Raw genomic sequence first — 25,763 nt, forward strand, 5'->3', positions numbered from 1 at the left:
GCACAGGGGATTCTCGGGAACAAAAAGCAAAAAAAGAAGCCCGCGGGCTTCTCTCTATTGGGGTTGGCCCGTGGCTTCCAGGATGTCGTAGTAGCTCCACATCTTTTTGTTGACATCTTTAAAGGGATTGTTGCCGTAGATATCCAAAAAGTCTTTGTCGGGTTTGCGGTCCAGGGCTTTGTTCAATGCCGCGCAGACTTCCTGGCGGGTGATTTTCGCTGAGGGATTGAAGCGGCCTTTGCCGTTTCCGGTCATAAGCCCCGCCTGCCCGACGGCGCCGATGTAGCCTTTGGCCCAGTGGTTTTTCTTTACGTCGGTAAAGGAATTGCCTTCCGTGGGTTCAAGGCCGGCGTAGGCGGCGAGGATGCGGGCGAATTCCGCCCGTGTAATGGATTGATGGGGCTTGAAGCTGCCGTCTTTGTAGCCGGAGATGAGGCCCCGCTTTTCCATAAAGCCAACGGATGCGGCGAACCACTGGCTGTCGTCTACGTCTTTGAAGGACGTGTAGCCGGCCACGGGTTTGTTGCCGTTGGCTATGCGGGCGATGACGGATGACACTTCCGCCCGTGTCATGGCTTTTTTCGGCTTGAATGTTCCGTTGGGGTAGCCGGTGACGAAGGGGGGCCGAGCCACTTTCATGGCTTCCGAAAGGCTGTTTTCCGCATTGGCGATGTCCGTCATGCCGGCGTCTTCTTTGGCCAGGATAAATTGCCCGGTGGCCACGGCGGCGTTGACCTGGAGCTGCTCCACTTTCTCCCGCCCGTGCATGTTCACGGAGGTGAGGACGCGGAGGTAGTCGTCGATTTTTTTCTTGTCGCCGGAATAGGCCGGGCTTTGTGCGTCCGCGCCTCCTGCGACGGTGGCCATGACTTCTTCCTCGCCCGCTTTTGTGGTGAAGAGAAAGCGCAGGGCCGTGCCCACGGGCTGAGGATTGATGACGACGCTGAAGCGGCCGTCGTTATCCGCCAAGCCGCGGCCGATTAAGGTCTTGCCCCGATAGACGCGCACGCCGGCGCGGGCGACGGCGGTGCCGGTCAGGGTGTTTGCGCCTTCGGCGATGGGATCCACCGTGGATTTTTTCCCGCTCGGCGCGACCGGGGCGCCCTTGCCCGTGTCGCCGGTGACGTCTTTTTGCACGCTATGGTTTTTGCCTTGTTTATCCACTGTGGCGATGACATAGGACATGGCCACTTGGTCCACGTTTTTTACGCCTTTTTTAAATTTTCCGCTCATTTTCAGGGTGAAGTCGCGGCTTGCTAAGGCCTTCACGTCGGGGATGACCAAGGTGACGATTTCTTGCTTGGTGCTGTCGGTTTTTGTGGACATGAGGCGGTAGTCGTTGTCGGTGAGGCCGCCGGTGAAGGTGGCTTTGTCGATGTGAATGGTTTTATCCACGAGAAAAGACAGGGAAAATGTCTTAAGATTGCTCTGATAGTCGCTCGGCAGGGTGACGTTCAATTCCATGCCGTAGGGGTCCGATGCCTTTTGCTTGTAGGTCGCCGGAAGGTTCAGTCGGCTCTGAATGTCTTCCGCGGCGTAGACCGCCGTGGACGCAAAGATCAGCAATAGGGCCAAAAGGGTGCACATTCTGCGTTTCATAAAATCCCTCCTTCTGTCTATTATAAACGATACAAAGTAGCCTCGCCGTTACGATTTCATAACAGTTTTTCTGTATTTCCCGAAAAAGAAAAAACCCCGCGCTGCGAGGTTTCTCTCTAATCATTTAATGCATCGGCGATGCGCTGAAGGGCATCTTCCGCGGGGAGTTTTTCCATGTCGCCTGCGCGGCGCTTGAATTCCACCACGTTTTCTGCGGCATCTTTTCCCACGGTGAGCTGAAGCGGAATGCCCAAAAGGTCGCGGTCTTTAAATTTCACGCCGGCGCGCTCGTTGCGGTCGTCGAGAAGGGTGGCGATGCCTTTTTCTTCAAGGGCATCGTAGAGTTTTTCCGCCAATTCCATTTGCTCTTCTTTTTTCCCATTGGCCACGGTGATGGCCACGTCGTAGGGCCCCAGGTGAAGGGGGAAGTTCGGCCCGTTCTCGTCCCGATGGTTTTCTAAAACAGCGGACAGAAGGGCCCCGGTGCGCCAGGTGGCGCCGCCTGAAATATAGGGGGCTTCCTTGCCTTCGTCGTTTAGATAGCCCACGTTCATGGCGTCGGAAAAGGCCGCGCTTGGCTTTTTGATCCGCGCCACTTCAAAGGCCTCGCGGAAGGTGTAGGGTTCGCCGGCCGGTGAGACGTCGCCTTCCGCCACGTCGAGAAGGTCGTCGGCGACTTCGCCTTCGAAATCCCTGCCGTAGTTGACGTTTTTCGTGTGGTAGTTTTCTTTGTTGGCGCCCACCACCATATTATCCATGGCGGTGACGGCGCGGTCCACGATGATCCGCGCCTTTTCCCCGAGGCCCACGGGGCCGGTGAATCCGGGGAAGGTGCCCAGCTCGAGAATGGTCTCTTCATCGAGCATGTCGATTTTATCCCCGCTCACGCCCAGATACTTTTCAAGCTTCTTTTGATTCAGCTCCCGGTCCCCGGGCACGAAAACGAAGACCGGCTCGCCGTCGACGCGCAGGTCCACGGCTTTGGTGCAGCGGGCGGGCTCGATCCCCAACATATCGCTTAAATCTTTGATGGTGCGGGCATCGGGGGTGTAGACATCTTCCGCTTCTTTCGGTGCTTCGCCTTCAGGCAGCCGGTAGCGAATGGGGGCCTCCTCCATCATGTAAGCCGACTTGCCGTCCAAGGCCAATACATCTTTATAGCCCTCCGCCAAGGCGTAGTACACCACAGCATCCGTCGTATCCACGGCGCGGCAATCGATCCCCAGGTCATTTAAGAGATGTTCGGCGCGCCGTTTTTCCTCGCGGAAAAAGGCCTCGGCTTCGTCCCTATCGCTGTCGAAGCGCATGCCGTCAATAACAAAATAGGCGCGGGCATCGGCCAAGCCTGCCGCGGGCTTTTGCACGTCTTTGTAGCGCGTGGCCTTTTCGTAGAGAAAGAGGGGCAACTGCTTGTAGCTTTTTAATTCGCCGCTTGCGAGGCCCAAAAAGGCTTCCTCCGATTCCGGGGAAAGGGCGGCCTGTCGATTGGTGCGATCCGCCACCTTGTACATGCCGCCGTAGCTTTCCCAGCGGCCGCTTTCTTCCCACAGGGCGCGGGGTTGAAGGGGGCTCAGGGAAAGTTTCAGGCCATCTTTAAAAAAGTCTTTTTCCAGCCGCGCCTCCAAAGCCTCTTTCAGCTCGAGGCCGTAGGGCAAGAGGGTGAAAAGGCCCACGCCGATTTCTCGCGCCATGCCACTTCTCAGCATCCACTTGTGGGCTTCGGTGCGGGCGTCCGCCGGCGCTTCCCGCAAGGTGGGCAGATAGTACTGTGAAAGTTTCATGGGTCCTCCTATTCCGCTTGGCGAATGCAGTTTCTCACGGCTTCCATAAAGCCGTAGGATGCCTCCGTGGCGCCGGAGATCGTGTCCACATCCGCCGATTGTTTTCGAATGACACTGCTTTCGAGTCGATCGAAGGCATCTTCCACGACGCCGACATTTTCCTCGTGTTCCACGACGCTGACCCGGTCGATGAAGCCGTCGCGCACCCGCATTTCGACGGAAATATCCCCGACCATGCCCCGTCCCGTGGAGACGTAGCTGCCGTCTTTTAATAAATGTCTGCCTTCCTGCCTTAATTCCACCGGTTCCGATTTATTTTCTTCGGCGACAGGCTCTTCGGCGCTGTAACTGAGGGAGCTGCCGCAGCCGGTGAGCGCAAGGCAAAGGGCCAAACTCATGGCGAGTTTTTTCAATGGAAATGCTCCTTATCTATATGAATCAATCAAATTATCTACTATTTCCATTATAACCGATTTTCTACCATATATGGTGGTCAACAGACGACGAACCACTATTTTTTGTCATTTAAATCCACGACGCTTTGGCGCTTAATGATTTCCACGGGCAGAAGGATCATTTCTTCGCTCTTGTCCGTGTTTTTCTTATCCAGCATTTTGAAAAGCTTGCGAATGGCCACGGCGCCGATGTCGTAATAGGGCTCTTTTACCGTGGTGAGCTTGGGCCGATAGATATCCGACAAGGTGCTTCCGCCGAAGCCCGCGAAGGACATGTCTTCGGGGATCTCCATGCCGTGATCCCGCATGACGTTCATCAGGTGAACGGCCATGAGATCCTGGCTGCAGAAGAGCACGGAATACTTGCCCTTTCTGAAGTCATCTTCGTGTTCTTCGAAAAGCTCCAAGGCGTCGGCTTCGGTGAGGCCTTCGCAGTAGAGGGTGGAGGGCTTTAAGCCCGCCGCACGCATGGCGTCGCGGTAGCCGCGAATCTTGTATTTTTCGTTGGTGCGGTCCATGTCTTTTCGCATGGCCACGTAGCCGATGGATTTGTGGCCCATATTGATCAGGTAGTCGGTCATATTGTAGGAGGCGGCCTTGTTGTTAATGGTGACGGTGGGCGCCTCGTCTACATTGTAGAAGCGGTTAATGACCACGCAGGGAATTTTAAATTCGTCCAGCTTGTAGAGGAGCTTTTGATTTAAAATTTCCGAAATAATAATGATCCCTTCCACTTGTTTTTGGCTGAAGAGATTGGCGAATTTGATTTCCACTTCCGGATCGTCGTAGGACGAGGAGAGCAGAATGTCGTAATTGTACATGCGGCCGATTTCTTCCACGCCGCGCAAGACTTGGGAGACGTATTGGTTCCCTATATCGGAGACGATGACGCCGATAATGTTGCTCTTTTTCGTGACCAGGCTTCGGGCCACTTCGTTGGGCTTGTAATCCAGTACGCTGATGGCGTGAAGCACCCGCCGGCGCGCCTCGGGACTCACGGGTTTGGAGTCGTTGATGACGCGGGATACGGTCGAAATGGACACGTCCGCCATTTTTGCTACGTCTTTAATGGTCGATGCCATACTTACCTCCTATTTGTAATCAGTTGAATGGCGCCCGGCACCACTTCGATGGTTTGCGGCAAGCGGGGGCCTTTTTCGCCGTCGATGTCCACGTGCATGGACTTATCCGCCTCGACGGTGATCTTTTTTCCGTGGCGATAGATGAAATGATCGTGGTCGATGTGTTTTCCCAGGCCGATGGTGCGGAAAAGCTCCAAGAGTTTCGAGATGGTCATCTCTTCGATGACCGCGAGCTCCAAAAGCCCGTCGGTAACGTCGGCTTCAGGGGAAATTTTCGAAAAGCCGCCGACGCTGTTGGAATTGGACACCATGACCATCATTGCCTTGGTGTCGATGACTTCGCCGTCGCAGTCGATGTGAACGTCGAAGCCGCTTTTTAAAAAGTCTTTTTCGCGAAACATGCGAAAGCCCTCGGCGTAGTAGGCGAGTCTGCCCACGGCGGATTTTGCCTCGTCGGGTACTTTGTAGCCGATTTCCGAAAATACGCCCACGGCACAGACATTAATAAAGGCGCTGTCTCCGCAGAGGCCGATGTCCACGGCGCATGTTTCTCCTTCCGCGATCATGGTGTAAAAATCATAGGGATCTTTCGGCATGCCCATGGATTCGGCGAAGTCGTTGACCGTGCCCGCCGGATAAATGGCGAGAGGCGTGGTTCGCTTCGCTTCATACATTCCGGAGACCACTTCGTTCACCGTGCCGTCGCCGCCTACGGAGATGATGCAATCTTCCCCGTCGTCAGTGGCGGCAAATGCTCGGGCGTCTCCTGCTTTTTGCGTAAAATTAAGTAACACGGACGTTCCCTTTGATGCAAAGGGGGCGATTAGTTTTTTTATAATTTCAATGGCCCCTTCCCGGCCGCTGGAAGGGTTGGCAATAATCTTGATTTTTTCCATTTAAACCTCCGCTTTTATTATACGCTATGGGGAACGATCTCACAAAGAGGAATCTTGCTTTTTCCTTCCCTTTTGTTCGGAAAATTTTCCCGAAGGGCGCGGGAAATAACGCGCTTTTTACCGAAAAATGGGCTTTTTGATCGGAATAGATTCCGTTTTTGCCGCGAATTTGCCCCCGTGCAGGAAAAAGATTTTATTTTTCCCCGCGAAATGCACGGCCGATTGCGGCAAGCGTTTCTTTCCTTTTCCCCGCGTGTGATTTTTTAAGGGACGCTTTTTTACACGGCCTTTATTTTTTTCTAACGCCCGTCCTTTATACTTGAGGCGTCGTTTCGGGCAAGAAAAAAGAAGCGGCTTAAAACCGCTTCTCTTGTTTTGTCTTACCGCGTGCGCAACACGTCTCTCAATGCTTCCAATACTTCCCGCATAATATAGAAGTAATCCACCACATTGTTGGCGTTGAAGGAGATGGTCTTTGCCGTGTCCGAAATGGAATCGGAGACCACCTCGGCGGTGTTTTTCAACTTCAAAGACGTTTGATCCACGGTGCGCGCCACATTGTCGACGGTGTCCGTGACGTCCCCTACGGTGGAGGCGATCTTTTCCACTTCCGGCTTCACGACTTCCACCATTTCCGTGGCGTCGGTGGTGAGGCGGGAGGCGTTGGATGAGATAATGGTGACATTATCGGTGATCGTCGGGAGCTTTTGCATGGTGTCGTCGATGACGGCTTCGTGGGTCTCCAATTTGGTTTTGACGACCTTTAAAATGCCGGCGACGTTTTTCAGGGTGATCATTAAAAAGACCAGGGCCCCGATTCCCGCAAGGTAGAGTAGAAAGCGCAAGAGGTCGTGCAAATTAATCATGGTGTCCATTGTGACCTCCGTGTTCTACTTGCTTTTCTTTTCGTCTTTTACAACCTTTTCGGATTTCTTTTCTGCGTCTTCTGCCGCTTTGGCGATTTTATCGGCGCTGTCTTTTACTTGGCCTTTCGCTTCTTTCGCTTGTACTTTGGTTTCTTCGCCTACTTCTTTGGCTGCGTCGCCGACGGCCTTGGCGGATTCTTTTAATTCGCCCTTGACGTTTTCGCCTTCTTCGCGAACGATTTGGCCGATGGCTTTTGCCTTGGCCTTTGCGATTTCGGCATCGTCGCGCACTTCGTCGGCCTTAATGGCGGCGCGAAGTTTTAAATCATCGTAGGTGTCTTGTACGGCTTGTTGGGCTTCGTAGGCGCGAATGGATAATTCATCGGCCGTGTCCAGAGCCATGTCTTTGGCGTTTTCAGCCAATTCTCTCGAGCGATCGGCGATGTCTTCGCGGGTCTTTTTGCCGCTTTGGGGAGCGAGCAAGAGGCCTGCTGCGGCGCCGACGGCGGCACCTAAGGCGAATTTACGGGCCCGTTCTTCTCTTAAGTAGCGTTCACGTTCTCTTCTTACAAAATCAAAAATCATAGTCGTCAACCTCCAGTTTTTCAGTTAGTATTGTAATGGTACCCAAGCACGGTGTAAAGTATGCAGATTATCGGAAATTTCTCATATGAATCGGAAAGGAGACTTCCTTTGCTCATCGACTCCCACAGCCACTCCCGCTTTTCCTTCGACTCCGAAGCGGATTGCGAAGAAAATATTCTCGCCGCCATCAAGGCCGGCCTCGGCGGTTTGGCCTTTACCGATCACATCGACCGGGTGGACGGCCCCTTGGATTTTTGTTTCGACTTCGACGACTACATCCGCACCCTTCTTCCTTTGAAGGCCCGCTACGAAGACCGGATCCTCGTGCTCATCGGCGCGGAAATTGGATTGAATCTCCGGAAAAATGATTGGATCGAATCGGCCATGGCAGACGATCGCTTCGATTACTTTATCGGCTCCCTCCACACGGTGGATAATAAAGACGTGGCATCAACTTTATACACCTATAAGGGGGATCTGAAGCCTTTTTATAAAAACTACTACGACGCCATGGTGGAAGCCGCCACGAACACAAGGGGCTATCATATTCTGGGCCACATGGATTATTTGGATCGCTACGTACAGGACAAGGGAATGATCCCTCCCTTCGCCTTTTACAGAGATCAGGTGGCGGCGGTGCTGGAGCATTTGATCCGAAAGGATTTGGTCCTCGAATACAATACGGCGGGCAAGTACAAGGGCCTCTCCTACGGCAATCCCAAGGATGACATCCTTCGCCTCTACCGGGATCTGGGGGGCGAGCGAATCTGCCTTTCTTCCGACGGCCACAAATCGGCACACATAGGCCGGGATTTCGAATCGGCGAAAAATCATCTGATTCATTTGGGCTTTACCTGCGCCACCTATTTCGAAAAGAAGGTGCCGAAGGAAGTTCCTCTTTAGGATTAAGTTTATCTCTTTTTTACAAAAAGACCACGGTGAGGAAACATTTCTCCATTATACTGGTTGTGGAAATCGGGAAAGACCGATGGCCTATTTCTAAGTTTTCATTTCTCACTCCCTTTATGAGGCGGCGCGACGCGTCGTCTTTTTATTTGCTTATATGGACAATAAAATATACAATCTACTTTGAAAACGCTCTACCATTTTAAATCAGAAAAAGGTATACTGGTACTTGACGATTATATGGTTCAAGAAACGGTATTGTCGTTTTTATAACAGAATAGAGGAGGTTGTATGACGAGTATCGCGTATCAATTATTGGAAAGCCATTTGCTGGAAGGCACGCTCTCTCCCGGCGAAGAGATTAAATTGAAAATCGATCAAACCCTGACGCAAGACTCCACGGGCACCATGGTGTATTTGCAATTGGAAGCCATGGGCATCGACGACATTCAAACGGAGCTCTCCGTGGCCTACATCGACCACAATATGCTGCAAACGGGCTTTGAAAATCCCGACGATCACGAATTTATTCAGTCGGCTGCGGCGAAATACGGCCTCGTCTTTTCAAAACCCGGCGGCGGCATTTGCCATCAGGTGCAACTGGAGCAGTTTGCCGCACCGGGCAAGACCTTGGTAGGCAGCGACTCCCACACGCCCACAGCCGGCGGCCTCGGCGCCCTCGCCATCGGCGCCGGAGGATTGGATGTGGCCGTGGCCATGGCCAGCGGCTTCTACTTCCTGAAAGTGCCCAAGGTTTTAAACGTGCGCCTCAGGGGCAAATTAAAACCCGGCACGAACGGCAAGGACGTGATCCTGGCCATTTTAGGGAAAAAGACCGTAAAGGGCGGCACGGGCTACATCGTGGAATATTCCGGCGACGGCGTGAAGAATCTTTCCGTCACGGATCGCGCCACCATTTGCAATATGGGAGCCGAGCTCGGCGCCACCACCTCCGTCTTCCCCTCCGACGAAGTTACCCGGGCCTTTTTGAAGCGCCACGGCCGTGAAGAGGCCTTCGTGCCCCTGGCCGCGACCGAGGATGCCGTCTATGACGAGGTGCTTGATATCAATCTTTCCGAAATCGAGCCCGCCGTGGCCAAGCCCCACTTGCCGGATCAATACGAAAAGGTGAAGGACCTGGGCATGGTGAAGGTGGATCAAGTGGCCATCGGCAGCTGCACCAATTCCTCTTACACGGACATGATGAAGGTGGCTCAAATCTTAAAGGGCAAAAAGGTGCACGAAGACGTGAGCCTGGTCATCTCTCCGGGGAGCGCCACCATATTAAACGCCCTGTCGAAAAACGGCGCACTGGCCATTATGATCGAAGCCGGCGCCCGCATTTTGGAAAGCGCCTGCGGCCCCTGCATCGGCATGGGCCAGGCACCGAAGTCCGGCGCCGTGAGCCTGCGCTCCTTTAACAGAAACTTTAAGGGCAGGAGCGGCACAAAGGATGCAAAGATCTACCTCGCAGGCCCTGAAACCTGCGCCGCCTCCGCCATCACCGGCTACATTACCACGCCGGATTCGGTGGATGCCGTCGAAGAGCCGGATCACTACGAGCACGCCACCAATTACCTGATCTATCCCAAGGAAAAAGCCGCGCGCCCGAAGGACGTGAAGATGGGACCGAACATTAAGCCCTTCCCCATGGCACATCCCTTGGAAGATGGTTTTGAAAAGACCATTCTTCTCAAGGCCTCGGACAATGTGACCACCGACGACATTTGCCCCTCCACGGCAAAGCTTCTGCCCTACCGGAGCAATATTCCCGAGCTTTCCAAGCACGCCTTCTCCACTTTGGTAGACGACTTTAAGGCCCGGGCGGAAAAACACGGCGGCGGCATTGTCGTCGGCGGCGACAATTACGGCCAAGGCTCCAGCCGGGAGCACGCGGCCCTCTTGCCCCTGTATTTAGGCGTGGAGGCCATCGTGGCAAAAAGCTTCGCCCGCATCCACCGCTCCAATTTAATCAATATGGGCATTCTTCCCTTGGTCTTTAAAGATCCCGCCGATTACGACAAGTTAAAAGAAGGCGAAACCATCTCCATGAAAGACTTAAAGGCCTCGGTTAAAAGCGGCGAATTTATCTTAACCGCCGGCGGAGAAGACATTCCCCTCGTCGGCGACTTCAGCGAACGGGAAAAGACCATGCTCTTGGAAGGCGGCTATTTAAATTACACGAAAAACAGGAGGGCATAATGAAGACAGTAACCTTAATCCCCGGCGACGGGATCGGCCCGGAAATCGCCGCGGCGGTAAAGAAAGTGTTTGAGGCTCTGAAGGTGCCCGTGGTTTTTGAAGAGGTGAACGCGGGCAAGGCGGTCTTTGAAAGAGAAGGCACCTACCTGCCCGAGGCCCTCTTCGAATCCCTCGAGCGAAATAAAATCGCCTTAAAGGGCCCCATTACCACCCCCATCGGCCACGGCTTCAGGAGCCTGAATGTGGAGCTTCGAAAGAAATACGATCTCTATCAAAACATTCGCCCCATTAAGCCCGCGGCGGATCTTCCCATGAAGTTCGACGACGTGGACATGGTGCTCTTTCGGGAAAATACGGAAGACCTCTACGCCGGCGTGGAGGAAGTGATCTCGGAAAACGAGGCACACTCCATTAAAATTATTACCCGGGACAAATCCGAGCGGATTATTCGCGCGGCCTTCGACTACGCCGCGGCCAACAAGCGTCGATCGGTGACCGTGGTGACCAAGGCCAATATTATGAAGGCCACAGACGGCTTGTTCCTCGACGTGGCCCGGAACGTGGCGAAAGACTACGACGTGCCCATGAAGGAAATCCTCGTAGACAATATGGCCATGCAGATGGTCATGAATCCCGGCCAATTCGACGTCATCGTCACGGAAAATCTTTACGGGGACATTCTCTCCGATTTAGGCGCCGGCCTTATCGGCGGCTTGGGCATGATTCCCGGCATGAACAAGGGCAAGGACATGGCCATTTACGAATCCGTCCACGGCTCAGCCCCGGACATTCAGGGTAAGGGCATCGCCAATCCCACGGCCATGCTTCTCACATCCTGTTTAATGCTCGACGACATGGGCGAAGGGGCCTCGGCGGAAAAGATTCGCCGCGCCGTTTACGACGTGTTGTCTAATCCCGATACCCGCACGGCGGATCTCGGCGGCAAGCTGAGCACCGAAGACTATGTACGGGCTTTAATAGAAAGAGTAGGTGAGTGATGCTCAATCAAAAAATGGACCACCGCCTGGACGAGTTGGCGGAAAAGATCACGAAACGGGACACGATCAATCGTGAACTCTACGCCAAGTACGATGTGAAACACGGCCTGCGGGACGCCGACGGCACCGGCGTCCTCGTCGGCATTACCCGCATCGGTTACGTCACGGGCTACGAAAAAATCGACGGCAAAAAAGTCCCCATGGAAGGGGATCTGCTCTATCGTGGCTATTCCGTGAAGGACATGGTGAAGGATTTTAAAGAGACCAATCGCTTCGGCTACGAAGAAGTGGCCTACACCCTGCTCTTCGGCAATTTGCCCTCGAAAAAAGATTTGAATTTCTTCAAGGGCCTCTTGCGGGAAGAGCGGAATCTGCCGAGAAATTACTTAGAAGACACGATCCTGAAAGTGCCGGGGCGGGACGTCATGAACAAAATGATGCGCTCCACTTTGTGTCTTTATTCCTACGACGCGGATCCCGACGGCACCTCCACGGCCAATGTGCTCCGCCAAAGCGTGAGCCTTCTCGCCAAGACGCCCCTCATTATGGCCTACAATTACCAGGCCAAGAAACACTACATCGACGGGGACAGTTTGGTCATTCACTACCCGGACAGCGACATGTCCACGGCGGAAATGATTCTGTCTCTGATCCGGAAAAATTCCGACTACACCGACGCCGAGGCCAAGATTTTGGACCTGATGCTCGTGCTTCACGCGGAACACGGGGGCGGGAACAACTCCACCTTCGCCACCCACGTAGTCTCCTCATCGGGCACGGACACGTACAGCGCCATCGTCACGGCCCTGGGCTCTTTGAAGGGGCCTCGCCACGGGGGCGCCAATCTCATGTGCTCCGCCATGCTCGACGACATCGCATCCAATGTGCGGGACATTCACAATGAAAACGATATCGAAGATTACCTGCGCCGGATTTTAGGCGGCCAAGCCTTCGACGAAAAGGGCCTGATCTACGGGATCGGACACGCCGTCTACACCTTGAGCGACCCGCGGGCCGAGCTCTTAAAGATGCAGGCGAAAGTTCTCGCCGAAGAAAAAGGCTACAGCGATCAATACAATTTCATTCGCCTGGTGGAAGACATCGGCGGCCGCCTCCTGCAGGAGCGAAACGGCACCGCCTATCCCCTCACCGCCAATATCGACTTGTACTCGGGCCTGGTGTATCAAATGCTCGGGATTCCCCGGGATCTCTACACACCCCTTTTCGCCACCGCCCGCATGGCCGGCTGGTGCGCCCACCGTTTGGAACAAGTCCAAGACAAGAAGATCATTCGCCCGGCCTACGTCCACTTAAATTCCAGGAAAAAATACCTGTCCATGGACGACCGCAACAACTAAGCTGCTCCCCTCGCAAAGTCGAGGGGACTTTTTGTTGCACTAAGATTGTAAATTCAAGAAAATAAAAAATACCGCCTGTCTTTCGGACAAGCAGTAAAATTTGTGTGTTGAGTTTTAGGCTTTGGATGAAAAACTGTCTGTGCAACCGTGCAAACAGATTGTTTCCCATACAAAGCGGGCAGGGCTAGCCGCATAAGCGGCGCAAGGGGTGCAGCCCCTTGTACGGAACGCAGTGACGCAAAACAGCCCAGACTTTCATGTGTCCGGGCTGTCTGCCTCGCAGAGCGCACATACAAGGCTTACCCCTGTATAGAAGTGCGCCCTTTGTTCCAAAGGGATTATTGCGGACTACCGAGAAGCCTTTTCACTAACAGCCAACACAAAGTCTGCCATAGTCATTGCGGAGTTTACAAATAGGCGGGCGTGATGATCCGCAATGCTAATTCTTTTCGCTCCAACACCGTGGGAATCGCTTCCTTTGTTTCGCATTTCAGCTATTGCAGAAAGAATCTTTTCCAATCCAGAAAGTAACCCATTAATACGCTTATCCATATCTTTGCTCTGGTGCATATTGTATAGCTGCTTAACTTGGTTGTAGAGTTTCCCGATGTCACCACTTTCGGATGGATCTTCGCCTTTCTTTTCGATAACATAGCAAAATACTTCTTCAAGTAATGTGCGCGATTTAGTGATGGCGCTATCATAATTCCCGTCTATGACATCTTTCATAGCTCGATCCGACAGATCGGTAATGTAGCTTCTATCTATCGTTTTGACAGAAGGAGTTGCTACACTAACGGTTGATCCGAGTTTGCGGATAACAAACACTTTTCCCACCTGTACAAGCTCATTCCCACCAAAATACAAAGCGCCATTGATCTGACCGATTACTGCGTTTACGATCTGAGCATATGCATACTCTATAACTTCCGGAGTTTGCCCTCTCAGTTTGTCTACAAACTGCCCTTTTGAAAAAAGGAACGCAAGCAAGTCCGATTCCCGCTTATTCTGAATGCAATGTGCCAACAGATCATCAAGATATGCCCATCTACTTTGAGCACCACCATTCCATCCATATGTGACGGGTAGCCCAAATTTGTTTGAAATATCACATAGCGTCGGTCCGCTCAAATATGGCATTGAAATCTTAATGCCGCTATCTGTACCGTTGACTTCAAGCGTACCGAAATCCTCATCGCCATCCAAAATAGACAAGATGCTTTTTTCACGGAGCAGTTCAAATTTTGATTTTTCTTTTGGCAAATTATTTCCTCCATCATGTAAATATATAGGAAGATGTAAATATATAGGAAGCGATATTACATACCGTTGTAGTTCTCCCAACGCCATCTGATGAAATCACGATTGGTAAAGTCGGGGAGAACAATTCTCGGCGGGATGGTAGCACCATAGTCCATTCGTGCCCTTGTGGACAATTCAACCTCGCCTGTTTCGGAAATGCGAAGATGTCCAGCATCAAACAAAGTATGAATATCCGTTCTCATCGCAAAACCGTTTGCAATGGTATCTTCGCCGTTGTATTTGAACGGCTTGATATGTGCAGCTTCAAGCACTTCTGGCATGGTGACATTCGTAATGATGCACCGCTGGCAAGCAGCAAGAACATCGTGGCGGAATTTGGCTTGATTAGGGCGACTGATTCGGAAATTCTGAACTCGTTTACGCTCAACCTCCGATGCTACTTCACTCGTGCGGATTTGATCCAGGATTATTTGCAGAGAAGCATCAGTAATTGGAGTCGCAAGAATTTCAGCGATTTCAGATTCGATAAGGGCATTGATGTGATATTGTTCAGCATCTCTCGCCACGCCATCAGCCTTTTCTAAGTATCCGTAATTTTCAAGGAACAGCAGATATTCTCTGGCAATACGAAAATCATTAGCCCCCTCGCAACAATCAGGCCAATCAGCAATGGTAATCTCGCCAGAGCGATACCAAAGAATAAAATTCACATAGTCTATAATCTGTGCGTGACAGCCGGAAAGCGGTATAATAATCTTCGTCAGCTCTGTGGTAGTTAAGTAGCCTTGTTCTCTCTTCTTGAGTTCCATAAGCACCGACAGGATAATTCTGAGGGGATAAATGATGAGGCTGTGGCTTTCCCAATTTAGACATTCAGCAGGAGTCTGGATATGACTGTTCGGCAACTTGAATGTCTGAACGGTTATTGCAGAAAACTCTGTCTGAGAAATATCATGCTCGGCAACTCGGCGTCCAAAATCGGTAAGACGGATCAGACCTCGGCTATCATCAGGAATCAAGCCGACAGCTTTCCAATATTGACCAGAATTACGGATAATATTTCGTTCGCCTGTTCGTCTTGCGAGATCAACACCAATGGAGTCGCTTATATCATTCGATAACTCAATCAGCTCGTCTGCAAATTCTTGTGAACTATATTTTAATCCTCGTCCTTCCAGCTTTTTCATGCGGAAAAGAACACCTAACAAGATAACAGGATCGTTGATACCCTCGGTGCATTGTAAGCAAGCCCATTTCCACTTGAAATCAGGGAAAGGTTTTGTCGGGACAAAATCTTTTGAAAACATCTACTTGTCACTCTCTTCGTATTGATTGAAAACATTTGCAACAGCATAACTAAGCAACGGCGGCACAGCATTTCCAATTTGGCGATATACCGATGAGCGATTGCCTGAAAACGCATAATCCAACGGAAAACTCTGCACCGCTGCCAACTCACGGCAAGACATTCTTCGCTGCGCATTCGGATGGGGCAGGATAACAACTCCACCCTTGTTGTCGCCACGGGCGGTAACAGTCGGAGCAGGCTTTTCAGGATCCAAAGCTCTGTGTCCAAGATAACCGTTAAATTGCAGTTTGTACTTTGAATAATCATGATTTGGCAGGTCGTTAGGGAGATCAGGATCGGGAATAACGGACACTGCTTCTCCAACGCTGACCCATTTCGGCAAACCATCCTCCCCATCCTTGCTGTTAGTAGGATCGGGGAAAATGTACTCAAAGTCAATATCGTTGCGAACACCAATAATAATTACTCTTTGTCGTGTCTGTGGCACACCGTAATCAGCGGCATTAAGAACTCGATAGTCCACCCTGTATCCAAGGGATGAAAAATCTCTCAAAATCATTTGAAAGACTGTTCCCTTGGCTAAGTTTGTAAGCCCTTTAACATTTTCGGCTAAAAAGAATTTCGGCTTCTTCGCATCAATAATTCGGATCAGTTGCTTATATAAAGCGTTGCGCTCATCCGCTTCATGACGCTTCATGTTGGCAACAGAAAAACCCTGACAAGGAAATCCGCCAATGATAATGTCACACTCAGGAATTTCTTCTGCGTCAATTTTTGATATATCCTCGCAGACAATGTGATCGCTCAAATTATGCTTGTAGGTTTCAACAGCATCCTCATACAAATCATTTGCCCAAATGATTTCATGACCAGCCATTTTGAAGCCTAAGTCAAGCCCTCCGGCTCCACTAAAAAGTGATACTACTCTCATACAATTTCTTCCTTTTCAAGTCTCATCAATTCTGTTCCCAGTATTCGGGCGAACATAACCGGGACAGCATTTCCGATTTGACGATAACAAGAGCTCATTGTTCCAACGAAATGAAAATCTTCCGGGAAAGTCTGAACACTTGCGCTCTCACGGATTGTCAATCGGCGCTTTCCGTTGTAATGGGGGATTGCACAAACGCCGCCTTTTCCATTTCCTCGTGCAAGAACAGTAGGGGACGGCTTATCAGGATCAGTTTCTCTATGTCCCGTAAAATTACGATACTCAACTTTGTAAGCTGAGTAGATGTGATTGAGGACATTGTTTTCTTTGTCAGGGTCGGGGAAGTGGTCGATTGCTTCTTTGATCGACACCCATTTTTGCAGTTCACCGTTTTTAGAGTGAGAAGGCTGCGGAAACGCAAATCGCAATTTCTCTCCCAAATCTACTCTCTGGCCGATGATGATAACTCTTTGCCTTGTTTGTGGAACGCCATAGTTTGCCATATTCACAAGATTAACAGATGTGATATAGCCAGCGGATTCAAAGTCAGCCACGATTTGTTTAATTGCTTCACCCTTGCCAAGACTAAGAATCCCTTTTACATTTTCCGCAATAAAAAATTTAGGTTGTTTGATTTTGATTGTGTTGTAGAAAAAGCGGTAAAGCTGGTTTCTATCATCCTCAAGTGTTCTTAACCTGTTAGCCTGTGAGAATCCTTGGCAAGGAAATCCACCTACAACAACATCAGCATCAGGTAATGTGGAAATATCAATGTTCTTAATGTCGTCACAAACAATATGATCTCCGATATTCTCTTTGTAGGTAGCTACAGCGTCCTTATCAATATCATTAGCCCAAATCACAGTGTTGCCAGCTTGGATCAACCCCAAGTCCAATCCTCCAGCGCCACTAAATAGCGAAATGATTTTCATAACAGTTTCTCCTATGCTCGGTCAATCAGCGTTGTTTTTGTCCGCCGTAATACATATCTCAAACAACTCATCGAGCGAACACTTAAACAACAGGCATAGTTTCTCGACTGTATCATAATCAATTCGTGTAGCTTTATCGTTATATAAGTTGGAGATAGTATTTCGAGATAATCCCGTCTGCTTATGCACATCTTGGATCGAAAAACGGTTCTTGCCCATAAGCGTTGATAGATTGCAATGCACCGACATGGTTTTTCCTCCTACTTGCAAATTTAGTCTATTATATCAAAAAATCCGCGCAAAGTAAACTGCTTCCTTGCTATTTTGATTATTTAACACGATTTTTTAAGCATCTTGCTGACTTGCTTGGCTATATAAGCGATTTGCAGGATAACTTTATCCCGGTTTTTTGCAGATACAACCGTTTTTCTTTGGCCACTCACTCGCCGTCTGTTTCCGTTCCTCATTGTATGGCGCAGTCAGTCGGAAACTCAGTCTGCCTTTTTCAATCTCAAAGGTCAGTCCGCCTTGCTCGTCATCGTCCATCTGGCGGCAGCATTCCGGGTGTTTCGCCGCAAATGCTGTCAGCCGCTTTTTTAGGTCGGTGTTGTGGGTCTGTACCTCGATCATATTACCATACTCGTCAAAATAGATGGCAGTGGTCTTTTCTCTCTTGGTTAGTCCTGTTCGCATAAAACCTCCTGTTTTTCATAAATTTTTCTCGGCTCTTGAAATGGAAAAGCGGTGCGATTTTCCGATAGAAACACTCCAAACTATGTGGAGTAAGTTCCAACTGGTGCTGTCGGTTTATTTGTCACTTTTTCGGCTCTTGACCGTGTTTTCATTCTTTTCGGTTTGTGCGGCTTTTCAGCCATTCCACAAGCTCATGCTTCATCACCAACTTGCGTCCGCCGATCCGCAAGGTTGGAAAATCCGGGCTGTTCAGAAGGTTGTAAGCGCCCGCTTTGGAAATCTGCAATGCTTGCTTTGCATCCATCACATCAGGCATGGTTTCAAACGATTCTCTACTCATAAAAATCTGCTTTCTTGCATGAAAAAGCAGCAGTCACCTTTTCGGTCACTGCTGCCGTTTCTGCATCTGTTTACTTGTCCAAATACTTCTGATATTCCCCTGTCACGAAATCCTCATAAGCGTCTGCAATCTTTGTAATCCGCTTATGGACTGCGCTTACGGTCTTGTAGCCAACCCCGTCTGACAGATGCCATAATCAAAATTTCTGGAATTACTTTCTTATGAGCACCCGTCTAAGCCGAGGGGATTTTTTTGCGCAAAACGAAAAACAAAAATTGATATGCGTCGACAATAATTTTATAGACAAAAATAGCCTCCGGGCATAAAATTAACTTGATAGCATCTATCAATTTAAAAAGGAGGTTCTCATGATTACCATCGACCATTTACATAAAAGCTACGGCACGAAAGACCAACGGCTCCACGTTTTAAAAGACATTACCTTTACTCTGCCCGACGGATGCATGGCTTGTCTCTTGGGCCCTTCAGGCTCGGGGAAGTCCACCTTGCTGAATATTCTGGGCGGCATCGAAACTATGGACGAGGGCGACATTATCGTGGCGGGCAATCACCTGGCGCCGATGAACAAAAAACAGCTGGAGCTCTACCGCAGAAAACAACTGGGCTTCGTCTTTCAATTTTATAATCTGGTGGAAAACTTAACCGTTCGGGAAAATATTCTGACCGGTGCCTACCTTTCCGACGATCCTCTGGATGTGGACGCCTTGGCCGAGGAGCTTGGAATCGTCGATCAGCTGCATAAATTCCCCTCGGAAATTTCCGGCGGCCAGGCCCAGCGGGTATCCATCGCCCGGGCCATGGCGAAAAAGCCTTCTCTCTTTATTTGCGACGAGCCCACCGGCGCCCTGGATTACGAAAGCGCCAAAGCCGTCTTGCACTTAATCGAAGATTTGAATCGAAAGTACAAGACCACGGTGATTATCGCCACCCACAACGAAGCCATTGCCTCCATGTGCCGGGTGGTTCTCCGCCTTCACGACGGCGCCCTGAAGTCTTGTGAAGAAAACGAGCATATCCTCTCTGCCGAGGAGGTGCAATGGTAATGAAAAATCCCATTCATCGACGAATACCCCGGCTGTTTATTAAAAAGCCCGGCACCTATTTGCCTCTGTTTTTCATCTCCCTTCTCACCGTGGCATTCATCTCGTCCTTTTTCATCAGCCAAAATTCCATAAAGCCCATTTACTACCGGGGCCTTCGGGAAAACAAAGTGGAGGACGGCCAATTTCTTATGGCGGATCCTTTAACGAAAGAGGCGAAGGAGGCCATAGAAAAAAGGGATTTGGATCTCGCGGAAAATTTTTACAAGGACGTCCGCTTCCGCACCCCCGGCGATGACGATTCCCGGGAAAAAATTCTTCGTACCTTCGTCAATCGGGAAAAGATCAACACCGCCGCCATTCACGCCGGCCGCCTGCCGGAAAAGAAAAACGAGGTGGCCATCGCCGCCAACTTGGCCAAGGCGAGCGAGCTTCACCTCGGCGATAGGCTTATCCTCGACGGCGACGATTATGTGATTACGGCCCTGGTAGCCACGCCGGATTACTCCACCATTTTAAAAACCCAAGGGGATCTGGCCATGGACACGAAGCATTTTTCCGTGGCCTTCGTTACGAAAGAGGCCTTCGATTCCCTGAAGGAAAAGACCAATTACCTCTACGCCTACAGAAATCACGCCCGCCTGTCGGAGGACGCGGCAAGGGATAAATTCGAAGACATTCTCACCGATGCACAAAGCTCAGGTCCCCTTCTCGGCGCCACCACCACCTACGACAATCGCTGCATCCAATACTTTGTCGACGACATGGGCGGCGACGTACCCATGATGATGATCACCATGGTGCTTCTGTTTATTTCCCTGGGCTTTATCAGCGCCCTTCAAACCCGTGGCCTGTTGCGAGAAGAGGCGCCGGTGATCGGCACCCTCCTCGCCATGGGCTACGAGACGAAAGATTTGATTCGCCACTACAGCCTCATCCCTACCTGCCTCACGATTTTCGCCGGGGTGGCGGGCAATATTATCGCCTATGTGAAGGGCTACGAGCTGTACGCCGGCCTTTACTACACCTCTTATAACCTGCCGCCCTTTGTTCCCGTTCTTTCGATAAAGGCCTTCGCCATCACCACCCTGATCCCCTTGGGCATCGTATGGCTGGTCAATCGCCTGCTTCTAATGCGCTACTTCCGCCTGTCGCCCCTTCGCTTTTTGCGGCGGGAATTTTACCGCAAAAAAAGAAGGAGCGCACCGTCTCTCGAGGGCCTTTCCCTTATACGTGCCGCCCGTCTGCGGATCCTGGGTGAAAACCGATTAAATATCCTCGCCCTTTTCTTCGGCATGTTCGTAGGCAATGCGCTTCTTCTCTTCTCCATGGCCCTGGGCCCTATGTTCGACGACTACACGGATTCCATACAAAAAGACATGAAGTACAATTACACCTATATGGTAAAAACACCGGATCCCGACGTTCACGCCGACAAGGGCCTAAGCCTAACCATGGACTATAAAAAGGGCGACGACAAAAGTGATCTTAACATCCTTGGTCCGGACAAGAACACGGCCTACGACAAGGATCTGCCATCGACCATGAAGGACGACAAGGTCGTGATCTCTACAGGCCTCGCCAAACGCGACAAGCTAAAGATCGGCGACACCATCCAAGTAAAACTTCCCGGCAAAAAGGAATACAGAAAATTAAAAATCGCCGCCATTGCCCATGACATTCACTCCGTTCAGGCATTGATGCCCATGGAAACACTGAACAAATTTATCGACAAAGATGCAAAGAATTTCAATCTCTACTGGTCGCAAAAGCCGCTGCACGTGGACGACGAACGACTTCTTACCACCATCGACCGGGCAAAGACCGGCGCTTACCTGGAGTCTTTTTTAGAAAATTTCGACGGCGCCCTGCTTACCACCCGTATTTTAGGCATAGTTTTCTACTTTACCTTAGTCTATACCGTAAGCAAGTTGATCTTGGAAAAATCTCAAAAGGATATTTGTTACCTGAAAATTTTCGGCTATAAAGACAGGGAAGTGGCATCCGTTTATCTATTGGGCTTAGGTGTCGCCGTGGCGCTCTTTTATCCCCTGAGCCTGCCGCTCTTCGATCCCCTTATGCGCCATCTCTTCGCCCTGTCCGTATCGAAGCTTTCCGTCTACATGGAGCCTCACTTCGCCGCCGAGAGCTATGTTGCCATCTACGCTCTTGACCTCGCTGTCTTTGCCGCGGCCCAGGCTTTGGGCGTCAGGAAGATTAAGGGCTTGAATATGGTAGAAGAATTGAAAAAAGTCAGTGGCTGAAAAGTGGCCCCTGTTTGACTTTTCCTTTTTAACTGATTATACTTATCATTAGCAAGATACAGTATGATTTTTAGGAGATATAAGGAGAAAATTATGGCTTTAATAGGAAAAACATTACCCGAGTTTAAACTCGACGCTTATAATCCCGCGAAGGACGAATTTGTAACGGTGTCCAACGACGATATGAAGGGTTCTTACACCGTTCTTATCTTCTACCCCGCCGATTTTACTTTTGTTTGTCCCACGGAGCTTGAAGATATGCAAGAATCCTACGACGAATTAAAATCCCTGGGCGCCGAAGTGTATTCGGTTTCCGTGGATACCCACTTCGTTCACAAAGCTTGGCACGACAATTCTAAGGCCATCGGCAAGATCAAATACACCATGATCGGCGATTCCAACAAAGAACTCACGAGAGAGCTCGGCCTTCTCGACGACTCGGGCAAGGCCCATCGCGCCACTCTCGTCATCGACCCGGACAATGTGATCCAAACCGTGGAAATCAATGCCGACGGCATCGGCAGAAAAGCCAATGTCAATATTAACAAGGTGAAAGCGGCCAAATACGTCGCCGAACACCCGGGCGAAGCTTGCCCCGCCAAGTGGGAAAGCGAAGCGGACGCCACCCTTACGCCGGGACTGGACCTGGTAGGTAAAATCTAATATGTTAGATACAAATCTAAAGAACCAGTTGGCCCAATACTTTGACCTCTTGAAAACGGAGGTCACTATTGGGCTTTCTGCTCATCATGACGACGAAAATTGCAAAAAGGTTCGGGCTTTTGTCGAAGAAGTGGCGGCCTTGTCGGATAAAATCACCTTGGTGGAGAAAGATCTGACCTACAGCCCTTCCTTCGAAATCAAGGGAAGCTTCGATCACGGCAGGATCGTCTTCGCGGGGCTCCCCTTGGGCCACGAGTTCGCCTCTTTCGCCCTGGCCATGCTCCAGGCGGGGGGAATCGCTCCGAAAATAGACGATGCCGACAAGAAGCGGATCCAAGGCCTGGCGCCGGCGGATTTCGAAACCGTCGTGTCCCTTTCTTGCCACAACTGCCCCGACGTGGTTCAGGCCCTGAACATTATGGCCATTATCAACCCGGCGATTAACCACACCATGATCGACGGCGGCAGCTTCCAAGATCTGGCGGAATCCAGAGACGTTCTCGCCGTGCCCGCCATTTTCAAGGACGGGGACTTTTTCGAAGGGGGCAAGCAATCCCTTTCAAGCATTTTGGAAAAGCTCGGCAGCAAAGTGGACAAAGACGAATTTAAAGACAAGCCCCTTTTTGATGCCCTGATTATCGGCGGCGGGCCGGCGGCGGCTACTGCCGCCATTTACGCCGCAAGAAAGGGCATTAAAACCGGTCTCGTCGCCGGCGAATTCGGCGGTCAGGTGAAAGAGACGCTCTCCATCGAAAATATTCCCGGTTTTAAATACACGGAAGGCCCCGACTTTATGGATCAAATGGAAAATCAGGTCGCTTCCCTGGAGGTGGATAGGATGACCGGCGTCCTCGCCGACGGCATCCATACCACCGACAAACAGGTGGAGGTCAAGCTGAATAACGGTGCCAAGCTTTTTGCCAAGACGGTGATTATCGCCACCGGCGCCAGATGGCGACTCATCGGCATTCCCGGCGAAACGGAATTCAGAAACAAAGGCGTCGCCTATTGTACCCACTGCGACGGGCCCCTCTACAAAAGGAAAAATGTGGCCGTCATCGGCGGCGGCAACTCCGGCATCGAGGCGGCCATCGATCTGGCCGGCCTGGCCAAGCACGTCACCGTCTTGGAATTTTTACCGGATCTTAAGGCCGACGACGCCCTCTTGAAGAAACTAAAGACCCTCTCCAATGTGACGGTCATCACCAATGCCCAAACTACCGGTCTCTACGGCGACGGCAAAGTGGAAAAACTCGCCTACACGGATCGGATCAGCGGCAAGGCCGAGGAGATCCCCATTTCCGGCTGCTTTATTCAAGTGGGTCTGGTGCCCAATACGGAATGGCTAAAAGATTCCGGCCTGAATCTTTCCGACAGAGGCGAAATCCTCACGGCAGGAGACGGATCGACCAATGTGAAACGCGTGTTTGCCGCCGGCGATGCCACAGACACCCTCTTTAAGCAAATCGTCATTGCCGCCGGAAGCGGCGCCACCGCCGCCCTCGGCGCCTACAACTATCTTATGGTCAATGAATAAAATAAAAAAGGTTCTCTATTAACCATTGAAGAGCTCGGTGAAAACCGGGCTCTTTTTTTGTGCGCTTTGCCATGAAACCATCCATTGAGGACTTACTCCCCACGGAAAGTTTATAGCCATTTTGTATTTATCCCACCAAAAAAGCCCCTGCAGGGGCTTCCTTCGTTTATAAATTGTTCGAAAAACTAGTCGTCGTAGTCGATGACCTTATAGCCCTCGAGATCCGGCGCCTCTTCCATGGTCATGCCGTAGACATCGTCCCCGTCATAATCATAGGCGTCGGCGGGGATCTGCGCTTCTTCCTCGTCGCGCCAGGCTTCGTAGGCCTTGATCTCCTTATCCAGCTTTTTAAATACATACATCAACACGGCCACGTCGTCGGCAAAGCCCACGGCGAAGATGAAGTCCGGCACGATATCCATGGGATTTACCAGATACATGAGCCCGGCCACGATGAGAAAGAGGTTTCGCTTCTTCAGGCCTCGGTAGCGGCCGGTGATCGTGTCTTTTGCAAGCTTCCAGAGGAGCAGGCCCTCTCTTCGCACCTCGGCCATTTTGCCCTCGCCTTTTAAAAGGGCGAAGCTTTCTTCGGCGAGCTTTTCCATGCGCTCGGGATCGGAGACGATTTTCTTTGCGCGGGGCAGGTATTTAAAAAGGACCTTGGCCCAATTCATTCCTTGCACCAACTTTCGTCGTAGGGATCTTCGCGCCAACGATTGAGGCGGGCCTTTTCCTCTTCGCTTAAATCGCCGCGAGCCACGGCCACTTCCGCCAGTTCCGGGAAGGTGGCGAGGGATGCGTGTTTAAAGCCCGATGCCGCGAAGTTTTCTTCCGCCGCCTTTAATTCGTAGCTGAAAATGGAAATAATGCCCACCACATCGAGCCCTTCCGCTTCGCAGGCCTTGGCGGCGTCGATGGAGCTGCCTCCGGTGGAGAAGAGGTCTTCCACCACCACGACTTTCTCTCCTTCTTTAAAGGCCCCTTCGATTCGCTTGTTCTTGCCGTGGTCCTTGGCCTTGGAACGAATAAAGCCCGAGGGCATATCCAAGATCCAGGAGATGTAGGAGGCGTGGGGGATCCCCGCCGTGGCCGTGCCGAGGACAGCTTCGGCTTCGGGAAACTCACGCTTCACCAAATCCGCCAGGGCCTCTTCGATGACCTTCCTGGCCTCGGGATAGGAGAGGATCAGGCGATTGTCGCAGTAGATGGGGCTCTTAATCCCCGATGCCCAGGTAAAGGGCGCATTCGGCGACAAACTCACGGCGCCGATATCCAATAAATGTTCGCATACGGCTTTCATTGGTTACCTCCTAAAAATTCTTCTTTAATGGCTTTGTATGCCGCCACGGGATCCTTGGCCTGTGTAATGGGCCGTCCCACGACGATGTAGTCAACGCCTATATCCCGGGCATCGGCCGGCGTGACCACCCGCTTTTGATCCCCGACACTTGCTCCCGCCGGGCGAATCCCCGGGCAGACTAGGGGGAAGGATTGGCGAATGTGTTCCCTTAAATACTTTCCTTCCATGGCCGAGGACACGACGCCGTCGGCACCGCCCTGAAGGGCCAAATGGGCCAGGTGGTACACCGCATCTTCCGCCGAGCGGTTTTCACCTAAGAGGGCTTCTTTTCTGCCTACATCGGAAAAAGACGTGAGCACCGTCACCGCCAGGAGAATGGGCGGGCGATTCATGTCCTTCACCGCTTCTCTGGCGCGCATAAACATTTCCCGGCCGCCGGAGGCGTGGAGGGTGAGCATATCGACCCCGAGACCCTTTAAGGAGCGCACGGCTCCCGCCACGGTGTTGGGAATGTCGTGGAGCTTTAAATCCAAAAAGATCTTATAACCCTTGGTCTTCAGCTCCAATACGAAATCCGGTCCGGCGGCGTAGAACAGTTCCATGCCCACTTTCACGAAGGGTTTGTGCGCTTCGCCGTCGAAGCGGGCCAAAAATTCCCGTGCCACATTGGCTGAGGGAAAATCCAAAGCGACGATGACGTCTTTTTCCATAGTCAACTCCTTTATAGTTAATCCGTTTGATT

25 protein-coding genes are annotated in these 25,763 nt (G+C 51.2%); 8 read left to right on the forward strand and 17 right to left on the reverse strand.

Features of this window, described 5'->3' with window-relative positions:
• Positions 1–54: 54 nt before the first annotated feature.
• The 7 genes from OCV31_RS03200 to OCV31_RS03230 form a co-directional block, all read right to left on the reverse strand.
• Complete coding sequence (locus OCV31_RS03200; protein WP_148472551.1) at positions 55–1,599, reverse strand: S-layer homology domain-containing protein; 1,545 nt, start codon at positions 1,597–1,599, stop codon at positions 55–57.
• Positions 1,600–1,715: 116 nt separating this feature from the next.
• A complete protein-coding gene (gene proS, locus OCV31_RS03205; protein ID WP_148472553.1) occupies positions 1,716–3,380 on the reverse strand; it encodes a proline--tRNA ligase in 1,665 nt (554 codons plus the stop codon).
• Positions 3,381–3,388: 8 nt separating this feature from the next.
• Positions 3,389–3,793 carry an FMN-binding protein gene (locus OCV31_RS03210; protein ID WP_148472555.1) on the reverse strand — a complete coding sequence of 135 codons (405 nt, stop codon included), beginning with the start codon at positions 3,791–3,793 and terminating at the stop codon, positions 3,389–3,391.
• A gap of 98 nt (positions 3,794–3,891) precedes the next feature.
• Positions 3,892–4,917 (reverse strand): LacI family DNA-binding transcriptional regulator, encoded by a 1,026-nt coding sequence (locus OCV31_RS03215; RefSeq protein ID WP_148472558.1) that lies wholly within the window; start codon positions 4,915–4,917, stop codon positions 3,892–3,894.
• Between the two features lie 2 nt (positions 4,918–4,919).
• Positions 4,920–5,813 (reverse strand): diacylglycerol/lipid kinase family protein, encoded by an 894-nt coding sequence (locus tag OCV31_RS03220; protein WP_148472560.1) that lies wholly within the window; start codon positions 5,811–5,813, stop codon positions 4,920–4,922.
• A 380-nt stretch (positions 5,814–6,193) separates the two neighbouring features.
• Positions 6,194–6,688, reverse strand: a complete 495-nt coding sequence (locus OCV31_RS03225) for a hypothetical protein (RefSeq protein ID WP_148472562.1) — start codon at positions 6,686–6,688, stop codon at positions 6,194–6,196.
• 15 nt (positions 6,689–6,703) lie between these two features.
• A complete protein-coding gene (locus OCV31_RS03230) occupies positions 6,704–7,264 on the reverse strand; it encodes a YtxH domain-containing protein (RefSeq protein WP_148472564.1) in 561 nt (186 codons plus the stop codon).
• Positions 7,265–7,324: 60 nt separating this feature from the next.
• Between OCV31_RS03230 and OCV31_RS03235 the strand changes: the two genes are divergently transcribed.
• The 4 genes from OCV31_RS03235 to OCV31_RS03250 all read left to right on the forward strand — a co-directional run bounded on the left by OCV31_RS03235 (position 7,325) and on the right by OCV31_RS03250 (position 12,728).
• A complete protein-coding gene (locus tag OCV31_RS03235) occupies positions 7,325–8,167 on the forward strand; it encodes a histidinol-phosphatase HisJ family protein (protein WP_148472566.1) in 843 nt (280 codons plus the stop codon).
• Between the two features lie 294 nt (positions 8,168–8,461).
• Entirely contained in the window at positions 8,462–10,372 is a 1,911-nt protein-coding gene (locus OCV31_RS03240; protein WP_148472568.1) for an aconitate hydratase, read from the forward strand.
• A complete protein-coding gene (locus OCV31_RS03245; RefSeq protein ID WP_148472570.1) occupies positions 10,372–11,370 on the forward strand; it encodes an isocitrate/isopropylmalate dehydrogenase family protein in 999 nt (332 codons plus the stop codon). The genes OCV31_RS03240 and OCV31_RS03245 overlap by 1 nt, the downstream gene beginning before the upstream one ends.
• Positions 11,370–12,728: a citrate synthase gene (locus OCV31_RS03250; RefSeq protein WP_148472635.1), complete on the forward strand. Its 1,359-nt coding sequence runs from the start codon at positions 11,370–11,372 to the stop codon at positions 12,726–12,728. Before OCV31_RS03245 ends, OCV31_RS03250 begins: the two co-directional genes overlap by 1 nt.
• Before the next feature lie 348 nt (positions 12,729–13,076).
• On the opposite strand, the gene OCV31_RS03255 is transcribed toward OCV31_RS03250, so the two are convergent.
• From OCV31_RS03255 to OCV31_RS03280, 7 genes are all read right to left on the reverse strand, one after another.
• Entirely contained in the window at positions 13,077–13,991 is a 915-nt protein-coding gene (locus OCV31_RS03255) for an abortive infection family protein (RefSeq protein ID WP_267303780.1), read from the reverse strand.
• 56 nt (positions 13,992–14,047) lie between these two features.
• A complete protein-coding gene (locus OCV31_RS03260; protein WP_267303781.1) occupies positions 14,048–15,178 on the reverse strand; it encodes an HNH endonuclease in 1,131 nt (376 codons plus the stop codon).
• A 120-nt stretch (positions 15,179–15,298) separates the two neighbouring features.
• A complete protein-coding gene (locus tag OCV31_RS03265) occupies positions 15,299–16,231 on the reverse strand; it encodes a DNA cytosine methyltransferase (RefSeq protein ID WP_148472576.1) in 933 nt (310 codons plus the stop codon).
• Complete coding sequence (locus OCV31_RS03270; protein ID WP_148472578.1) at positions 16,228–17,163, reverse strand: DNA cytosine methyltransferase; 936 nt, start codon at positions 17,161–17,163, stop codon at positions 16,228–16,230. Before OCV31_RS03270 ends, OCV31_RS03265 begins: the two co-directional genes overlap by 4 nt.
• 21 nt (positions 17,164–17,184) lie before the next feature.
• The gene (locus OCV31_RS09760; RefSeq protein WP_148472580.1) at positions 17,185–17,412 is read right to left on the reverse strand and encodes a helix-turn-helix domain-containing protein; all 228 of its coding nucleotides are present in this window, start codon (positions 17,410–17,412) and stop codon (positions 17,185–17,187) included.
• Between the two features lie 147 nt (positions 17,413–17,559).
• Positions 17,560–17,856, reverse strand: coding sequence for a hypothetical protein (locus OCV31_RS03275; RefSeq protein ID WP_148472582.1), 297 nt, complete (start codon positions 17,854–17,856; stop codon positions 17,560–17,562).
• A 148-nt stretch (positions 17,857–18,004) separates the two neighbouring features.
• On the reverse strand, positions 18,005–18,196 hold the full coding sequence (locus OCV31_RS03280; protein ID WP_148472584.1) for a MerR family transcriptional regulator: 192 nt from the start codon (positions 18,194–18,196) through the stop codon (positions 18,005–18,007).
• A gap of 368 nt (positions 18,197–18,564) precedes the next feature.
• Here OCV31_RS03280 and OCV31_RS03285 point away from each other — a divergent pair, with 368 nt between their 5' ends.
• The 4 genes from OCV31_RS03285 (at position 18,565) to ahpF (ending at position 23,721) form a co-directional block, all read left to right on the forward strand.
• Complete coding sequence (locus OCV31_RS03285) at positions 18,565–19,260, forward strand: ABC transporter ATP-binding protein (RefSeq protein WP_148472586.1); 696 nt, start codon at positions 18,565–18,567, stop codon at positions 19,258–19,260.
• The gene (locus OCV31_RS03290) at positions 19,254–21,521 is read left to right on the forward strand and encodes an ABC transporter permease (RefSeq protein ID WP_148472588.1); all 2,268 of its coding nucleotides are present in this window, start codon (positions 19,254–19,256) and stop codon (positions 21,519–21,521) included. The genes OCV31_RS03285 and OCV31_RS03290 overlap by 7 nt, the downstream gene beginning before the upstream one ends.
• Positions 21,522–21,614: 93 nt before the next feature.
• The gene (gene ahpC / locus OCV31_RS03295; protein ID WP_148472590.1) at positions 21,615–22,184 is read left to right on the forward strand and encodes an alkyl hydroperoxide reductase subunit C; all 570 of its coding nucleotides are present in this window, start codon (positions 21,615–21,617) and stop codon (positions 22,182–22,184) included.
• A gap of 1 nt (position 22,185) precedes the next feature.
• Entirely contained in the window at positions 22,186–23,721 is a 1,536-nt protein-coding gene (ahpF, locus tag OCV31_RS03300; protein ID WP_148472594.1) for an alkyl hydroperoxide reductase subunit F, read from the forward strand.
• Positions 23,722–23,906: 185 nt separating this feature from the next.
• On the opposite strand, the gene OCV31_RS03305 is transcribed toward ahpF, so the two are convergent.
• The 3 genes from OCV31_RS03305 to pyrF are packed head-to-tail and all read right to left on the reverse strand — an operon-like array spanning position 23,907 to position 25,731.
• Positions 23,907–24,395, reverse strand: a complete 489-nt coding sequence (locus OCV31_RS03305) for a YkvA family protein (protein WP_267303782.1) — start codon at positions 24,393–24,395, stop codon at positions 23,907–23,909.
• Entirely contained in the window at positions 24,392–25,021 is a 630-nt protein-coding gene (pyrE, locus tag OCV31_RS03310) for an orotate phosphoribosyltransferase (protein WP_148472596.1), read from the reverse strand. Before pyrE ends, OCV31_RS03305 begins: the two co-directional genes overlap by 4 nt.
• On the reverse strand, positions 25,018–25,731 hold the full coding sequence (gene pyrF, locus OCV31_RS03315; protein ID WP_148472598.1) for an orotidine-5'-phosphate decarboxylase: 714 nt from the start codon (positions 25,729–25,731) through the stop codon (positions 25,018–25,020). Before pyrF ends, pyrE begins: the two co-directional genes overlap by 4 nt.
• Positions 25,732–25,763 lie beyond the last annotated feature (32 nt).

This window comes from Aedoeadaptatus acetigenes (assembly GCF_025566985.1).
GTDB classification, from domain to species: Bacteria; Bacillota; Clostridia; order Tissierellales; family Peptoniphilaceae; genus Aedoeadaptatus; species Aedoeadaptatus acetigenes.

Bases quoted from the DNA above. Each gene is read 5' to 3' on its own strand.
- OCV31_RS03200 (WP_148472551.1), bottom strand. From the start codon at position 1,599: ATGAAACGCAGAATGTGCACCCTTTTGGCCCTATTGCTGATCTTTGCG.
- proS (WP_148472553.1), bottom strand. From the start codon at position 3,380: ATGAAACTTTCACAGTACTATCTGCCCACCTTGCGGGAAGCGCCGGCG.
- OCV31_RS03215 (WP_148472558.1), bottom strand. From the start codon at position 4,917: ATGGCATCGACCATTAAAGACGTAGCAAAAATGGCGGACGTGTCCATT.
- OCV31_RS03220 (WP_148472560.1), bottom strand. From the start codon at position 5,813: ATGGAAAAAATCAAGATTATTGCCAACCCTTCCAGCGGCCGGGAAGGG.
- OCV31_RS03225 (WP_148472562.1), bottom strand. From the start codon at position 6,688: ATGGACACCATGATTAATTTGCACGACCTCTTGCGCTTTCTACTCTAC.
- OCV31_RS03230 (WP_148472564.1), bottom strand. From the start codon at position 7,264: ATGATTTTTGATTTTGTAAGAAGAGAACGTGAACGCTACTTAAGAGAA.
- OCV31_RS03235 (WP_148472566.1), top strand. From the start codon at position 7,325: ATGCAGATTATCGGAAATTTCTCATATGAATCGGAAAGGAGACTTCCT.
- OCV31_RS03240 (WP_148472568.1), top strand. From the start codon at position 8,462: ATGACGAGTATCGCGTATCAATTATTGGAAAGCCATTTGCTGGAAGGC.
- OCV31_RS03245 (WP_148472570.1), top strand. From the start codon at position 10,372: ATGAAGACAGTAACCTTAATCCCCGGCGACGGGATCGGCCCGGAAATC.
- OCV31_RS03250 (WP_148472635.1), top strand. From the start codon at position 11,370: ATGCTCAATCAAAAAATGGACCACCGCCTGGACGAGTTGGCGGAAAAG.
- OCV31_RS03260 (WP_267303781.1), bottom strand. From the start codon at position 15,178: ATGAAAAAGCTGGAAGGACGAGGATTAAAATATAGTTCACAAGAATTT.
- OCV31_RS03265 (WP_148472576.1), bottom strand. From the start codon at position 16,231: ATGAGAGTAGTATCACTTTTTAGTGGAGCCGGAGGGCTTGACTTAGGC.
- OCV31_RS03270 (WP_148472578.1), bottom strand. From the start codon at position 17,163: ATGAAAATCATTTCGCTATTTAGTGGCGCTGGAGGATTGGACTTGGGG.
- OCV31_RS09760 (WP_148472580.1), bottom strand. From the start codon at position 17,412: ATGTCGGTGCATTGCAATCTATCAACGCTTATGGGCAAGAACCGTTTT.
- OCV31_RS03275 (WP_148472582.1), bottom strand. From the start codon at position 17,856: ATGCGAACAGGACTAACCAAGAGAGAAAAGACCACTGCCATCTATTTT.
- OCV31_RS03280 (WP_148472584.1), bottom strand. From the start codon at position 18,196: ATGAGTAGAGAATCGTTTGAAACCATGCCTGATGTGATGGATGCAAAG.
- OCV31_RS03285 (WP_148472586.1), top strand. From the start codon at position 18,565: ATGATTACCATCGACCATTTACATAAAAGCTACGGCACGAAAGACCAA.
- OCV31_RS03290 (WP_148472588.1), top strand. From the start codon at position 19,254: ATGGTAATGAAAAATCCCATTCATCGACGAATACCCCGGCTGTTTATT.
- ahpC (WP_148472590.1), top strand. From the start codon at position 21,615: ATGGCTTTAATAGGAAAAACATTACCCGAGTTTAAACTCGACGCTTAT.
- ahpF (WP_148472594.1), top strand. From the start codon at position 22,186: ATGTTAGATACAAATCTAAAGAACCAGTTGGCCCAATACTTTGACCTC.
- OCV31_RS03305 (WP_267303782.1), bottom strand. From the start codon at position 24,395: ATGAATTGGGCCAAGGTCCTTTTTAAATACCTGCCCCGCGCAAAGAAA.
- pyrE (WP_148472596.1), bottom strand. From the start codon at position 25,021: ATGAAAGCCGTATGCGAACATTTATTGGATATCGGCGCCGTGAGTTTG.
- pyrF (WP_148472598.1), bottom strand. From the start codon at position 25,731: ATGGAAAAAGACGTCATCGTCGCTTTGGATTTTCCCTCAGCCAATGTG.